Source organism: Paenibacillus sp. USHLN196, from assembly GCF_037144955.1.
Taxonomy (GTDB): domain Bacteria; phylum Bacillota; class Bacilli; order Paenibacillales; family Paenibacillaceae; genus Paenibacillus; species Paenibacillus xylanexedens_C.
Genome location: NZ_JBBCYH010000004.1, coordinates 539,017 through 553,404 on the forward strand (window position 1 = coordinate 539,017; position 14,388 = coordinate 553,404).

12 protein-coding genes and 1 pseudogene are annotated in these 14,388 nt (G+C 46.9%); 10 read left to right on the plus strand and 3 right to left on the minus strand.

Features of this window, described 5'->3' with window-relative positions; all coding sequences use genetic code 11:
- The first annotated feature begins 14 nt into the window (after positions 1–14).
- Entirely contained in the window at positions 15–245 is a 231-nt protein-coding gene (locus WFI24_RS12365) for a hypothetical protein (protein ID WP_336761081.1), read from the plus strand.
- 116 nt (positions 246–361) lie between these two features.
- Here WFI24_RS12365 and WFI24_RS12370 read toward each other — a convergent pair whose 3' ends face one another.
- Positions 362–1,477 carry an FAD-dependent monooxygenase gene (locus WFI24_RS12370; protein ID WP_336761083.1) on the minus strand — a complete coding sequence of 372 codons (1,116 nt, stop codon included), beginning with the start codon at positions 1,475–1,477 and terminating at the stop codon, positions 362–364.
- A 269-nt stretch (positions 1,478–1,746) separates the two neighbouring features.
- Here WFI24_RS12370 and WFI24_RS12375 point away from each other — a divergent pair, with 269 nt between their 5' ends.
- Entirely contained in the window at positions 1,747–2,229 is a 483-nt protein-coding gene (locus tag WFI24_RS12375; RefSeq protein WP_336761085.1) for a MarR family winged helix-turn-helix transcriptional regulator, read from the plus strand.
- Positions 2,230–2,327: 98 nt separating this feature from the next.
- On the opposite strand, the gene WFI24_RS12380 is transcribed toward WFI24_RS12375, so the two are convergent.
- Complete coding sequence (locus WFI24_RS12380; RefSeq protein ID WP_336761087.1) at positions 2,328–2,627, minus strand: hypothetical protein; 300 nt, start codon at positions 2,625–2,627, stop codon at positions 2,328–2,330.
- A gap of 214 nt (positions 2,628–2,841) precedes the next feature.
- On the opposite strand from WFI24_RS12380, the gene WFI24_RS12385 reads away from it, so the two are divergent.
- The 5 genes and pseudogenes from WFI24_RS12385 to WFI24_RS12405 all read left to right on the plus strand — a co-directional run.
- Positions 2,842–4,866: a Na+/H+ antiporter gene (locus WFI24_RS12385; protein ID WP_336761089.1), complete on the plus strand. Its 2,025-nt coding sequence runs from the start codon at positions 2,842–2,844 to the stop codon at positions 4,864–4,866.
- Between the two features lie 109 nt (positions 4,867–4,975).
- Entirely contained in the window at positions 4,976–5,914 is a 939-nt protein-coding gene (locus WFI24_RS12390; protein ID WP_336761091.1) for an aldo/keto reductase, read from the plus strand.
- Positions 5,915–5,980: 66 nt separating this feature from the next.
- Entirely contained in the window at positions 5,981–6,769 is a 789-nt protein-coding gene (locus WFI24_RS12395) for a polysaccharide deacetylase family protein (RefSeq protein WP_336761093.1), read from the plus strand.
- 214 nt (positions 6,770–6,983) lie between these two features.
- Entirely contained in the window at positions 6,984–7,190 is a 207-nt protein-coding gene (locus WFI24_RS12400) for a YwbE family protein (RefSeq protein ID WP_026081155.1), read from the plus strand.
- A 41-nt stretch (positions 7,191–7,231) separates the two neighbouring features.
- Positions 7,232–7,726 (plus strand): annotated as a pseudogene (locus WFI24_RS12405) (DUF4269 domain-containing protein); the annotation flags it as partial.
- Positions 7,727–7,876: 150 nt separating this feature from the next.
- Here the strand turns inward: WFI24_RS12405 and WFI24_RS12410 are convergent.
- A complete protein-coding gene (locus WFI24_RS12410; RefSeq protein WP_336761097.1) occupies positions 7,877–9,286 on the minus strand; it encodes a hypothetical protein in 1,410 nt (469 codons plus the stop codon).
- Positions 9,287–9,823: 537 nt separating this feature from the next.
- Here WFI24_RS12410 and WFI24_RS12415 point away from each other — a divergent pair.
- The 3 genes from WFI24_RS12415 to WFI24_RS12425 all read left to right on the plus strand — a co-directional run bounded on the left by WFI24_RS12415 (position 9,824) and on the right by WFI24_RS12425 (position 14,383).
- The gene (locus WFI24_RS12415; RefSeq protein ID WP_336761099.1) at positions 9,824–11,623 is read left to right on the plus strand and encodes a sensor histidine kinase; all 1,800 of its coding nucleotides are present in this window, start codon (positions 9,824–9,826) and stop codon (positions 11,621–11,623) included.
- Positions 11,598–13,211: a response regulator transcription factor gene (locus WFI24_RS12420; protein WP_336761101.1), complete on the plus strand. Its 1,614-nt coding sequence runs from the start codon at positions 11,598–11,600 to the stop codon at positions 13,209–13,211. The genes WFI24_RS12415 and WFI24_RS12420 overlap by 26 nt, the downstream gene beginning before the upstream one ends.
- Positions 13,212–13,396: 185 nt before the next feature.
- On the plus strand, positions 13,397–14,383 hold the full coding sequence (locus tag WFI24_RS12425; RefSeq protein ID WP_145319186.1) for an ABC transporter permease: 987 nt from the start codon (positions 13,397–13,399) through the stop codon (positions 14,381–14,383).
- The last annotated feature ends 5 nt before the right edge of the window (positions 14,384–14,388 follow it).

The window sequence follows — 14,388 nt, forward strand, 5'->3', positions numbered from 1 at the left end:
AAGGAGGTGGATTCATGTCATTTGTCTTTTTCCCCGGGATATTTATATTCACTTTGATGTTGATCCTGCTGATTATTGGTATTGTATATATTGTTCGTAAAAGCAAACAAGTACTGCGCCGCATAAGCAATCTGGAGAAAGCGATATATGAAAAAGAAAGCATGTCGTCCTATCCGAAGGACGTTGAGACTCGTCAAGCAGAGGATTCCCGAGAGGACACATTTGCTCCACGTAAACGAAAATGAAGATGGACAGAGATTACATAAAGAAGATAAATAAGAAAGCCCAAACAGCCGATTCTTCTGCACGAGGAAGTGATCGGCTGTTTGGGCATTTTGGCAGATACCAGAATTAACTGGGTTTAGAGAAAGGATTCATAGCGCTGCTGGAAAGAGGACTCCATCTCCACTTGCCGAGCAAGTTGCTGCTGTACCTTTGCTCCGCGAATCGTCTGAAGTTCCTGAAGCAGTTCAGTGGATTGGAATTGATCTGCGGCCATCCGAATAAGCAGATCCGAGAGTGTGTCCGCATCTTCCAGCGCCGCATTAAGTCCAAATGCACCAGTTGGTGTCATGGTATGGGCGGCATCACCGATGAGCACAACATTGTCCTTTGTCCATGATTGACAATAGCTGCTTTCGACAGATAACAGAACAAAATCACTCCAGCTCTGAATGTTGGCTGCTACTGAATCAGCCAGACAAGGAAAGGCAGATACAAGTTTATCTACAAAAGGAGCAATCGGTTGCTCACGCAGTTTGGTGTATGCCCCCACAGGGATGTTCCATCCAATCTGAACATAACCGCCGAACTGTGAGAACAGAGCAAGCTGTTGACCATCCATGCTTGCCATCCGAACAGCCGGTTCCCATCCTGAAGGTGCCGGAATACGTGCCCACAACAGGTCATACCCGTGCTTGCGAATCTCGGGGGTCAAGCCGGAATGTTTGCGTACAGCAGAGTATCTGCCATCTGCACCGACAATAACAGATGCTTCGATGGAAGCAGGAACGCCGTTCTGGCGAATGTTAATACCAACGGTCTGGCTGTTTTTATCTCGTAGCAAGCCAGTCATGATGGTATTAAACAGCACTTGTTCATTAGAATTGTGCTGCCGAGCATGCGATACGATGGCTTCCAGGAGGTGATCTTGGGGTACATGAATACCAACATGAGATTCTCCATTGCCTGGCGAAACGGTGTGAATAATCTTCCCATTTTCCCAATATTGAATCTGTTCCAAGAGCAGGGCTCCCCGTTCCTGAATGAGCGAATAGAGGCCATGTTTATTCAAAATCGCTTCGCCGTCCACATTGAGTAGCTCCCCACGAAACGACTTGTGCAGGTGCGGTTGCCGCTCAATGAGAATTGTGGAGATCCCTTTTTGATTCAGTAGATAAGAAAGTAAAGCACCGCCAGGGCCGGCACCGACGATGCAAACATCTGTTTTAAGTTGAGATTGTATATTCTGGTTCATGTGCATAAGTCCCTTGCAATATAATGATGACGCTTTATTTACTTTATGACAACAAATTTATTTAAATCATTAAGTAACTAAAAGTAACTTAGTGATATAGATTATTATAAACAAACCCATTGCAAGAAAGCAATAGGTGTATGCCATAATAAAACATAGGTCTTCCGTCAAATAAAGGGTGTCCAATACAAGCGTTTTTTTCACAAACAAAATAGTGTAAATATGTTACAATAAAAGGCAGGTTATGATGAAAGGCAGGAGGAACGTTTATGAGCCCGGATACGGAGCGAAACTCTCAATTGGCAAATGTAGATCAATTGTTGGAGGCCTTCTTCAGATATAAAAATAAAGTATTGGATCAGCAGCAGAAGAGCGAAACCAACTGCAAACTGAATCCGACAAAAAGTCATATATTGGGCATGATTTTACGCGAAAAACGCTGCATGGCGGTTGATGTAGCCAGACAACTCAGTTTGTCTTCCGGTGCAACCACCATTGTTCTGAATCAACTGGAAACAGAAGGGTTGATCCAGCGTGTGCGCAGTGAAGAAGATCGAAGAATTGTGTGGCTGTCCTTAACGGATGAGGGAACACAGCTTGCCAAGACACTTAATGCGAATCGCGGCCGAATGACGTGGGAATTGTTGCAAGCACTTTCCGAGGAAGAGCAACAGCAGATGTTCGGTATGCTGAAGAAAATTGAGTTGAAACTGCTGGAGAACATGAAGTCGTTTGAGCAGATTCATCGGTAGTCCATATATAACTTGATCACTTAAAGACGTCAGTCCTCATGAGTTCGTCCCTAGTTGCGGGGGGATGAACCTTGAAGACTGGCGTTTTTGAGTTGGTTTTACATATGAAAGCGATCCACATGATCCGTCATGCCTTCCTGGATCAAAATCTCCTTTTGCTTGCTGCCCATCAGGTCGAAGTGGGGAAATGGCTGCCGCCGATGAATGTATCGCGGGGCCAGTCCATGATCGTTACACCAACGCTCCAGACGTTCCAGATCTGCGCAGCCGACTTTAGTGACGCTGGTGACACCGGGAAATCGATTGTCAATCCAGAAATGAGTAAGGTAGGCAATCTCACCACGAGCCACTTGTTCCTTCCACGCAGCAAGCTCCTGTCGTTTAATTCCAAATGCCATAGATGCAAGTTCCTTTCCAAACGGGTATTGTCCTGAGCATATTGTAACATCTTATATACAGAATCCATCAGAATTCTTTTATTCAGACTGGTCTGAGGCTAGTTGAATGGGTATATGAATATGACAATATTTTTATAACAAAGTCTGGATTATGTTAAAATAAACCTATACAACAAAGGTTTCACCACTTCTATAGCGGAAAGGGATTATCATCATGGAGATATTTATTGCCGTACTTGTGTTACTGGTCCTGATCGGTTTATCCAATATTTTAAACCGGTTTGTACCCTTTATTCCCGTTCCGCTTATTCAAATCGTGCTTGGTGTAGCTATAGCTTTGCTTCCTGCAGGTGTTCACCTGCCTTTGAATCCTGAATTGTTTTTTGTACTCTTCATCGCACCTTTGTTATACAACGATGGTAAGCGAACACCAAGGAATGAATTATGGAATCTGCGTGCACCGATACTTCTGCTTGCACTAGGGCTTGTATTCGTAACAGTAGTCGTGGCGGGATATGCCATTCACTGGCTGATTCCTTCGATTCCGTTACCTGCTGCTTTTGCTCTTGCAGCCATATTGTCCCCGACAGATGCAGTGGCCGTTGGCGCCATGGCAGGGCGGGTACATTTGCCCAAAGGCATACATAGGCTTCTTGAAGGTGAAGCATTAATGAATGATGCATCCGGCTTGGTCGCCTTCAAATTCGCGATTGCAGCCACGGTTACAGGTGTGTTTTCCCTGGCGCAGGCAACCTTCAGTTTTATTCTGATTGCGATTGGTGGACTTCTCGTCGGTGCCTTGTTATCGTTTCTGTTAATCAGGCTCGGGGTGTGGATTCGTAGACTGGGCATGGAAGATGTGACGATTCACATGCTGCTGCAGATCCTGACTCCATTTGTCATCTACCTGGTGAGTGAAGAAATTGGGGTGTCGGGTATCTTGGCGGTCGTTGCAGGTGGGATCATTCACGCCATTGAGCGTGACCGCGCAGAATCGGTTCAGTTGAAGATGCAGGTCGTATCTGCGAGCACATGGTCAGTCATTTTATTTATACTAAATGGCCTGGTGTTCGTGATTTTGGGTGTACAGGTCCCGGATGTGCTGAGTACCATTTTTGAAAATGTTTCGTTTAATAATCTGCAGGTGTTGGGATATGTGGGCTTGATCTCGATGTTACTGCTGGTTCTCCGCTTTCTCTGGATCTATCTGTTCTGGCGAGGGAATGAATTGCTGCGGACCAAATCCTCTATTGGCAGGCCCAGATTTAAGGATATTACGATCATTTCCCTCTCTGGGGTGCGGGGGGCTGTGACATTGGCGGGTGCCTTCTCCATTCCTTACGTGCTTCAGGATGGATCACCTTTCCCTGAACGGGATCTGATTATTTTCCTGGCGGCAGGGGTTATCCTCTTCTCCCTGATTGCCGCGAGCGTGTTTCTTCCGGTTCTGGCCAAGGATGATGGTAAATCCACAGAAGAAACACCGCAGAAGTCAGAACGCAAGGCACATGACATTATGCTGAATGCGGCAATACGAGCTGTCAAATCCGAAATGAACGATGAGAACAAAGCTGCGGCACTCGCGGTCGTCTCAGATCTGTCCAAATACATCAGGCAGGCCGCAGGCCAGCTTACCGCCGGTAAACGCAAAGATATTCAAAAACAAGAAACGGCCATCAATCTGATTGCCACCCGTGCGGAGCGTAAAGAAATTGAAACGATGCTGGACGAAAATGCAATTGCCTCTGATGCGGCCTTCAAATGTGACAGCTGGCTCGATCGCAAGGAAATGATGCTGGCGAATCGCACAAATACTCAGTTCATGACCTCGATCAGCGAGATCGGGCGTGTGTTAGGACATCTGTTCTCCAACCGGTCCCAGAAGCCGAGTCAACCTTTCATGCTTGAAAATGCAGAACTGTTCCGTCAGGTGAAGCTGCGCACCTCTGAAGCAGCCATTAAGGCCATTCGTGCTCATATGAATGATGGAAATCGTGTCGTGGCACTGTCGGTCATTGCCAAGTATGAGCGAGTTATTGCCAAATTGCGCACCTGGAACCAGGGTAAAACGGAAGATCCGTTTAATCAGGAGAAACTGGAGTTGCAGATGGTGGCCATTCAGGAACAGCGCAATACGGTTCAGCAACTGTATGAAAACGGCGAAATTACCCGTGATGTGGCTGCCAAGCTGCGCCGATTTATCAACGACGTGGAAGCGACTGCGCTGAAAAATACCTAATCCGATAAATCCGATATTTTAAATATGCTAAACGGTTTGATATAATATGTGACAAGCAAGACGTCACAACCAAATTGTACTTATTCGATCAGTGAAGGAGAGATGAAAGATGGCAGAACAACAAGTTCGGTTGGGCAAGACGGATCTGATCGTGAATCCTATTGGACTGGGTGCAAATGCAGTAGGCGGACATAATATCTATCCGGGTATGCTGAATGATGAAACAGGCAAGGAAGTTGTACGAACGGCTTTAAATCAAGGTATTAACTTTCTGGATACGGCATATATCTATGGACCTGAGCATTCCGAACGATTGATTGGTGAAGTGTTGAAGGAAACCGGTCAACGTCAGAATACGATTATTGCGACCAAGGCAGCCCATACATCTGTGGATGGCAAGTTCGTCATGGATAATTCACCTGCTTTCCTGAAAACAGCCGTAGATGAGGCGTTGAACCGCCTGCAAACCGATTATATTGATCTGTTCTACATCCACTTTCCGGATGAACATACACCCAAGGATGAAGCCGTAGACACGTTAAAACGACTGAAAGACACTGGCAAAATTCGTGCCATTGGTGTATCCAATTTTTCCATCGATCAGTTACGTGAAGCCAATAGTGACGGGCATGTAGACGTACTGCAATCTGAATATAATCTGTTCAAAAGAGAAGCGGAGAAAGAGCTGTTGCCATATACGGCCGAGCATCACATTTCTTTTGTTCCTTACTTCCCTCTGGCAACTGGACTGCTGGGCGGTAAATATAATCGTGACACTACATTCCAGGATGGACGGGCGAAGAACCCACTGTTTACAGGTGAGGCATTCATTCAAAATTTGGATAAAGTAGAGCAGCTGCGCAGCATCGCACAATCCAAGGATGTTGAGGTCGCTCATTTGGTTCTGGCCTGGTACCTGACTCAGCCTTCTATTGATGCATTGATTCCGGGCGCGAAGAAACCGGAGCAGGTGATTAATAATCTGAAAACATTGAATGTGGAGCTAACCGCTGAGGAAATTGCTGTTGTGGATCAGATCTTTCGTTAATTAGTTCGGGTGAATCGGGAAATGCTAACAGGGAGTTTACGTATGAAGACAAAGTGAGGACACAACATGAACCTGAAGGCAACCCGATTCATCGGATTGTTCGCGCTAATCATCTTGCTGGGTAGCAGTTCTGCCTATGCAAAGCCTGTACAGAAGAACCGTCAGTATTATGAGGAACGAGGAGAAATCGTGTGGGAGGTTCCCACACAGGACAAACTCATCGCCCTGACCTTTGATGATGGACCGGATCCGATTCAGACCCCGCAGATTTTGGCGTTGCTTCAGCAATATCAAGCCAAAGGAACCTTTTTTGTACTTGGCAAATGGGCAGAGAAGTTCCCTGAACTGATTAAGCAGGAACAGCTCGAAGGGCATGAAATCGCCAATCATACGTATGCTCATACGTATGCAGTTCGATCTACAGCTGCGGACAAGTACATGAAAGATATGAACGCAGCGGAAAGTACCATTATTGAAGCGGGTGCGGAGCGTCCCTTGTTGTTCAGACCACCAGGCGGCTACTACAATGACATGGTCATTCAGGCTGCCAAACAAAAAGGGTATACCATTGTACTCTGGTCCTGGCATCAGGATACACGGGACTGGGCTTCTCCAGGCGTATCGGCCATCGTTAACAAGGTGCTAAACAACGTACGTAATGGGGATATTGTACTTTTTCACGATAAGGTCGAAGGCAAGTCCCATACCGTTGCAGCACTCAAAACGATCCTGCCGAAGCTGCAGCAGCAGGGATATCGGTTCGTAACAGTGTCTGAGCTACTTGCTGTGAAGGCACGCGAAGCTGCGAAGGACAACACTTCACCTTCGTCAATATTGAAGCACGTGCAGCCCTAAGCATGGTAATCCAATTTAGAAACCGTAAGTCTCAGATGATGAGACCTGCGGTTTCTTTATCTTGGTCATCATATAAAACATGGAACTGGGAGCAGGAGGTTATTGCCGTGTCCCTTTTGTTTTGAGACCAAAACGTCTACAATAGATGGAGCTTTGTGATTAAGGTTATTTCGTATACATGGTATGAATTACGATATAGAGGAGAGTGAACATAATGAATGGACAACAACGTGTAAATATTAAGCCAGGTCTGGAAGTGGACATTGTGCTGAAGCAGGATCAGGCTACAGGCAAGCTGACACGTGGCATTGTGAAGGATCTATTGACCAAGTCACCTACACATCCACATGGAATCAAAGTAAGACTGACGAGCGGCCAAGTGGGACGTGTGAAACAGGTCATTACAGGAGGGTCAAACTAACTGTGGTTCTAGGCAGGGAGATGAGTACTACCGCAGAGGTAATGGCACATCTGGCTACGGGTAATGAACGTCAGCAGGATGCATACCGCGTGTTACAGAGCAGTGGACTACTCAAAATATTAGCTGACTACCACACATATCCAGCGGGAACGGTACCGATTGATATTGATATTCCGGGCAGTGATCTGGATCTGCTGTGTTATGCAGAGGATCTGGATGCGTTTGAAACTGAGATACACAATCGAATCGGATACGTTGCTGATTTTCAATGCGTACGTGGTGGTGGGGATCTTCCAGACCAACGTCCTTATGTGACTTGTAATTTGCAGGTGGGACATTGGCCTGTGGAGATTTTTGCCCAATCCGTGCCGATTAATAGGCAGAATGCATACCTACATATGCTCGTGGAGTGGAGATTGTTACAACTGTGGGGAGACGCGGGACATCGTGAGATCCGCAGACTGAAACGGGCAGGGTGGAAGACGGAGCCTGCCTTCGCTTCTGTACTCGGACTACAGGGAGATCCATATGTGGACATGCTGCATCTGGCAGAGATGAAGCGAGAAGATCTCTGGAACTGGGCACGTTCACGCACGTCTTTTAAAATGTCTTATCAAAAAAATCTGGGAATAACAGCGATTGGAAGGTGCTTCTGTCATCGTAGTGTCAGTGTAAATAACCTTTTGTCAGATCAAAAAAATGGCTACAATCGTCGTTACCGCGAGTCCCAGCAGTACAGGCTTCAGGTTGCGTCTTGCCAGTTCAAAAGGACTGACTCCGCAGATCGCAGCAGCAGGAATCAATGCCCATGGAATCAAGGTTCCGCCACCTACCCATATGGCTGCAACCTGACCGAGTGCTGTCAGTACAGGAGCTGAATCTGCCGACCCTGCGAACATGGACGCAATCGAGCCAACCAGGGAAATGCCCGAGAATCCCGAACCATCCATTCCCGTGACTGCTCCGGTCACTGTCATCGTAATGGCTCCCACCGTATCATTCAGTGGCACCAGTCCAGCAAGTGCAACCCCGAGATCATTCACAATCCCGTGTGAACCTTCAGGAAGCGGATTGTGGAACAACTCTGTAATTGCAGCATCCCCCAGATAAAAGAACGCAGCTATCGGAATAACCGGGCCGAATACTTTGAATCCGAACTGAAATCCTTCTATTAAATAGTTGGTCGTTTCCTCCGGTCCAGCATACCGATGTGCAGCAAGGGTAACAGCGATCAATATGACCACAGCGGTCCCGCCAATCAGAGCTGTTGCGTCACCGCCTTGCAGCTTCAGTACAAACATCAGCATCACATCAACTGCAAATAACAGAGGGATAAGCAGAGCGAATGCTTTTTGCAAACGAGGTGACATGGCTTGACGCTGAACAGGCAGATTGGCGGGTGGAGAGGTAGACACAACCTCGGATGAGGATGAAGGTTCCGTGCCCACTGTACCTGATTTCATCTCTTTGCGCAGCATCCAGAAAGCTGTAAGTGTAGATACGGTTCCCATGACAATGACCAGAGGTATGCTGGCCGTCATGACGGAAGTAACCGGTATACCAGCCGCATCAGCCGTAAGTTTAGGAGCCCCTTGAATAATGTAATCCCCCGACAATGCAATCCCATGTCCGAACAGGTTCATCGCAATGGCAGCCCCAATTGGAGGGAGTCCCACACGCACCGCTACAGGAAGGAGTACAGCACCAACCAGAGCTACAGCCGGTGATGGCCAGAAGAATAGCGATACAACCATCATAATCAATCCAATACCCCAATATGCGACCTGAGGAGAACGGATAAACCGGGTGACAGGTGTCACCATAACCTCATTAATGCCTGTTCTGATCAGAACACGGCTCATCGCCACAATAATAGAGATGATGAAGATCGTGCTGAGTAATTCTTTTGTAGCATAGATAAAACTGCTGAAGATTCCAGCGACTGACCCGCTTAAGGTTTCCGTTGCCAGAAGTCCAATGGTCATAATACCCGCGACACAGATGATGGTGGTGTCCCTGCGCCGGATCATTACAGCGATGATCAAGATAATAAATGCCAGATAGACATAGTGTAACACAGTAAGTTGAATATTCATCGAACAGGCCTCCCTACATCCCCGGTGATATACCCAAGGAGTGATATATCGTATGCATGTCAAGATCGGGCGTTCGTGGAGTCCAGGGCTTGCCGCAGCATTTATTTTAGAGAGAGGCTTCTGAACTATAAATGAAGGATTTTTTTTACAACTGGAGAATTTATTACAACAGAAGTATGATATCCGAATTTGGAGCGGATGGAAGTCACCAGAAGTGATGGATGGAGGTCACGAGACCGCATAGACAATGGCAAGCAGGGGTGACTACAATAAACTAAACATGCCATCATAAGGAAGAAATTAGAAAAAAAAGTACGCTATGTTGAACTAAAAAGTGTGTGTTCAAAAAGTATGGTTTTCAGTACCGAGAAGATGGAATGAAGATAGAAATGGAGTAGCGGAGCGTAGTGGAAACTACGTGAGCAACGGACATTTCGGCTGAATTTCATATTCGATGCTGATGATGCCGCTAGGCATAATTCGTAATCAAAAACGGACTTTTTGAACTACCTCTAAAAGGGCGGGAATCCTTAATCCATGAATGTGATCCGTTCACTTCGTTTTAAATTTATTGTGGGTCTTACACTGATCATGCTGCCATTATTCATGCTGCTATATTACAACAACGTCTACGCCATGAAAGTCGTACGTGACAAGGTATCTCTCACCAATATGAATCATCTCGCAAAGAGTGTAGAGCAGAATGAACGTATATTGCAGGAGACGAATCGGTATCTATACAGTCTGGGCGAGCGGGACCCGGATATTATCTCGCTGTTTTTTCTGGAATACGGCAGTGGCGATTATATCATTGCGAAGCAACGCATTATGAATAAATTCATGACAGATATTGGTTTCTATAATCTGATTGATTCCTTTTTTCTATATGATGCCGTGAATGATGATCTGCTGCTCGCTACTTCGGGCAACTATGATGTCAAGAAGTCGGTTGTGCAGGAGAGTATGCCGGTCCAGATGCAGCAATTGGAAGGGGATATCCAGAAGCCCGAATGGAGTATCGTACGTGGGGGGACGTGGAATGCGCTGGTGAAAACGGTGCGAATCAATCAGCAGTTCTATGCGGGTGCGCTTGTTGATATGAATGCGCTAAATCACACACAGCAGTTCACAGAATCCGGTGACAGGGCAGGTGCGGTCATTGTTGGAACAGACGGTGGGGCATTATCGGATTCCACATTGAATGCTGCACAGATTCAGCTTGCTGCAGCTCATCTTCCCGGTCTAAAGAATCCGTATCAGGTGATCTCTGAAGTTGTGAACAAGGGAGAAGCACGTCAATATTTGATGTTGGGGATGGCCTCGGCCATGTCTGAGATGAATTATATTGTGCTGCTGCCTGAGGAAGACATGATGCGTAACCTCCCGTTCTTCCAGCAGATCATTCGTCTGCTTCCCATTGGTGCGGCAGTAATTCTCGTTACTGCACTGATCTTTTTGCGTCATCTGTTATTCCGCCCGATGAACTCACTGATCCGAGGCATGAGAAGGGTGAGCCGCGGAGATCTCGATGTGAAGCTGGAGCCGCCCTCCTCCTCGGAACTTGAATTCATGACACGAAGTTTCAATCAGATGACCAGTGAGATCCGGCATCTGAAGATTGATGTGTATGAGGAACAGTTGCGGACGCGAGAGGCGGAGTTCAAACAACTGCAGATGCAAATCAATCCTCACTTTTACCTGAATTCACTCAATATTATTCATAGTCTGGCTTCCTTGCAAAAGCATGAGCTGGTGCAGCAGATGGCTGGCCATCTGGCCGATTATTTTAGATTCAGCCTGCGTGCAGGCAAACGTGTTATTCGTCTGGATGAAGAGCTGGAGCACATTCGTCATTATCTGGAGATTCAAAAGTTGAGGTTTCCAAGCCGATTGGATTTTGAACTGGATATCGAACCGGATCTGGGACAGTATGTGATCCCGCCATTAACGATTCAGCCCTTTGTGGAGAATGCCATTATTCACGGATTTCAGCGCCGGACTCAAGCCTTTGTCATTCGGATCGTGGCGGGCCATGGGAAGAAGTTATCGGGCCAAGTCGATGAGAACGTGCTTCAGCTTATGATTGTGGATAATGGTGTCGGATTTGATGAGGAACTGCTGGAGCGTCTGCAGCAGGGACAATACGCTGAAGACCCGGGTGGACAGCATATCGGGATATGGAACGTAGCTCACCGGCTGTTAGTGAAATATGGTGATCAAGCCAGTTTGCAGTTCAGAAATGAGGCGGATAACGGCGCCGCAGTCATCATTGATTTACCCGCTCAGACCGAAGAGAAAGAAGGGGGAGCCCATGCGGAACCTGTTGATCGTGGATGATGAAGTGTATGCATTACAAGCGATGGTGGAAGGCGTTGACTGGCGCGCAGCTGGCATTGATCAGGTATTCAGTGCTTGTGATGCTGAAGAAGCAAGAAAGGTCCTGAAGACAAGTGCTATCGATATCATGATCTGTGATATTGAGATGCCTGGTGAAACAGGGCTTGACCTGCAGAGCTGGGTATTGAAGCATGATCCAGGCATGTTGACCATTTTCCTGACAGGCCATGCTTTGTTTGATTATGCTCAGACCGCAATTAAGCTCAACAGCTTTGATTATGTATTGAAGCCGGCTCCGGCGGATCAATTGATCAAGGTGGTAACCCAAGCGGTAGAGAAGATCAAGGATGGAGAGCAGCGTACCCGCACCAACGAAGTTTATGAGACCGTATACAAACGGTGGAAAACCCACAAACCACTCCTGACAGAACGTTTCTGGAAAGATGCCATCTCTCAACGTATCACGTTAACCAAACAACGACTGCAGGAACTTGCAGAATTGTACGGTGCCGAGATTGATTCGCAGGCTCGTGTACTACCAATTGTGATTTCGGTAGAGGAATGGGTGCGAGAATTTGATTTGCGTGACGAAGAGGTATTAGAGTATGCCCTTCGTAATGCAGCGAGAGAAATGTTGCTGGGCGACAAGCCGGGTGAGGTGTTTCAGGATCATAGTGGACTGAACATTGTGCTTGCTTACGAGCAAGACGGTATCGTACCGAGTGCGAGCGAAGTGGCACAACGTTGTCAGGGGTATATTCGGGAATGTGGCACGTATTTCTACTGTCGTCTGTCCTGTTATGTTGGGGTCCCGGTTGCTGTAACGGAGCTGCAAGGCATGTTAAATGAACTCATGGATATGGAGCGGCGCAATATTAAGGAGCTTGAAGAAGTCTTTGTCTACGATGAGCAGGGGAGAGATCAGGAAGATCGCTTTCTGCCTATTCCTTGGTTTTCAGAATTATCCATACTGTTTGAGACGGGTAAAGTTGGGGATTTGCGCGAGCGTGTGGATGAGATTTTCGAGTTACTCGCTGCTCAGGAGGGATTGTCGCCTGAAATGCTGCGTCTCTACTATCATGCAATGTTGCATGTGGTCTATCCGTTGCTTCATCAGAAAAATGTGTCCATACGCACTCTGTATCCAGGTGAACGGGAGCCGGAAGAAAGTGTGGTGACAAGGTCGTTGCCGCAGTTGAAGCAGTGGACATCTGATCTGATTGATCGTGTTATCCCGGTGTTATACCCGGACGACCACAGCCCCATGACCATTGTGGATCAGTTGTGTATTTATATTGAAACTCATATTGGTGAAGAGCTCATGCGAGAGGAACTTGCAGCTTTTGCCGGGTTCAATCCAGCCTACCTGTCCCGTTTGTTTCGGAAGGAGAAGGGGATGTCCCTGTCCGAGTTTATCCTGCAAGGCAGAGTGGCCAAAGCGAAGACATTGCTGTCCCAGTCCACCGTCAAGGTGACGGATATCGCTGGCAAAGTGGGGTACTACAATTACTCGCATTTCACCAAAATGTTCAAAAAGTGCACAGGTATTACGCCGCAGGAGTTCCGCAAACAGTCACGTACAGTATAGCTTAGGACGCAGCATGCTGCGTCTTTTGTTTTTGTTTTTTTTGTCACTAAAGTCATAATTTGATAAGTCAACAGGTCACCACAGCAGATAGAGGTCTCACTCGCCTCGCCGTATACTTGAACCACAGGAGACGCACGGAGCTTCATCCTGAGGAAGAATTCAAGAGGAGTGAGGGAGAACAAGTTATGAAGACACAACCCCAGGCGGGTAAGGGAGTACGGATATCGGAAATATCGGGAGGAACAGTTCCAAAACGCAAGTCTGTTTGGCACAATCTTGGCAAATTCAAGGTGCTGTATCTCATGTTCTTGCCAGGGGTCCTGTTTCTGCTGGTGAATAACTATATGCCGATGTTCGGCGTTCTGATCGCATTCAAAAATGTAAACTATGCTGATGGTATTTGGGGGAGTCCATGGAGTGGTTGGGACAATTTTAAATATTTGTTCTCCACCAGTGATGCATGGGAAATTACCCGGAATACACTTGCGTACAACACCGTGTTTATTGCACTCAATCTCTTTGTAGGTGTCGGGCTTGCTATTCTGCTTAATGAAGTGAAGAACAAGGCGATGTCCAAGTTGTATCAATCGCTCATGTTATTGCCGTATTTCCTCTCCATGATTGTGGTCAGTTACCTGGTGCTTGCTTTCCTGGGCAAGGATTCAGGCTTCATGAACTCCACCATTCTACAGATGTTCGGCGGTCAGCCGATTGACTGGTATTCCGAGCCGAAGTATTGGCCGTATATCTTGCCACTGGTGAACACCTGGAAGAATATCGGATATTATGCAGTCATCTATCTGGCAGCTGTCGTGGGTATCGACGAAGAATATTATGAAGCTGCTGTGCTTGATGGAGCAACCAAATGGCACCAGATACGCTTCATCACGGTTCCCTTTCTCGTTCCGTTGATCGTCATTATGACGTTATTGCAGATAGGCCGTATATTCTATGCAGACTTCAGTCTGTTCTACCAGGTTCCACTGGAATCAGGAGCGCTGTTCCCTGTAACGAATGTACTGGATACCTATGTATATCGAACGTTCCTTATCGGTGGAGACATCGGGATGTCATCCGCAGCGGGTCTGTATCAGGCGATTGTCGGATTCGTACTGGTTCTTGTATCCAATACCATCGTTAGGCGGATGGACAAAGATAATGCATTATTTTGAGAGGA

Excerpts from the sequence above, each read along its gene's own strand:
- WFI24_RS12365 (WP_336761081.1), top strand. The coding sequence starts at position 15 with ATGTCATTTGTCTTTTTCCCCGGGATATTTATATTCACTTTGATGTTG.
- WFI24_RS12370 (WP_336761083.1), bottom strand. The coding sequence starts at position 1,477 with ATGAACCAGAATATACAATCTCAACTTAAAACAGATGTTTGCATCGTC.
- WFI24_RS12375 (WP_336761085.1), top strand. The coding sequence starts at position 1,747 with ATGAGCCCGGATACGGAGCGAAACTCTCAATTGGCAAATGTAGATCAA.
- WFI24_RS12380 (WP_336761087.1), bottom strand. The coding sequence starts at position 2,627 with ATGGCATTTGGAATTAAACGACAGGAGCTTGCTGCGTGGAAGGAACAA.
- WFI24_RS12385 (WP_336761089.1), top strand. The coding sequence starts at position 2,842 with ATGGAGATATTTATTGCCGTACTTGTGTTACTGGTCCTGATCGGTTTA.
- WFI24_RS12390 (WP_336761091.1), top strand. The coding sequence starts at position 4,976 with ATGGCAGAACAACAAGTTCGGTTGGGCAAGACGGATCTGATCGTGAAT.
- WFI24_RS12395 (WP_336761093.1), top strand. The coding sequence starts at position 5,981 with ATGAACCTGAAGGCAACCCGATTCATCGGATTGTTCGCGCTAATCATC.
- WFI24_RS12400 (WP_026081155.1), top strand. The coding sequence starts at position 6,984 with ATGAATGGACAACAACGTGTAAATATTAAGCCAGGTCTGGAAGTGGAC.
- WFI24_RS12410 (WP_336761097.1), bottom strand. The coding sequence starts at position 9,286 with ATGAATATTCAACTTACTGTGTTACACTATGTCTATCTGGCATTTATT.
- WFI24_RS12415 (WP_336761099.1), top strand. The coding sequence starts at position 9,824 with ATGAATGTGATCCGTTCACTTCGTTTTAAATTTATTGTGGGTCTTACA.
- WFI24_RS12420 (WP_336761101.1), top strand. The coding sequence starts at position 11,598 with ATGCGGAACCTGTTGATCGTGGATGATGAAGTGTATGCATTACAAGCG.
- WFI24_RS12425 (WP_145319186.1), top strand. The coding sequence starts at position 13,397 with ATGAAGACACAACCCCAGGCGGGTAAGGGAGTACGGATATCGGAAATA.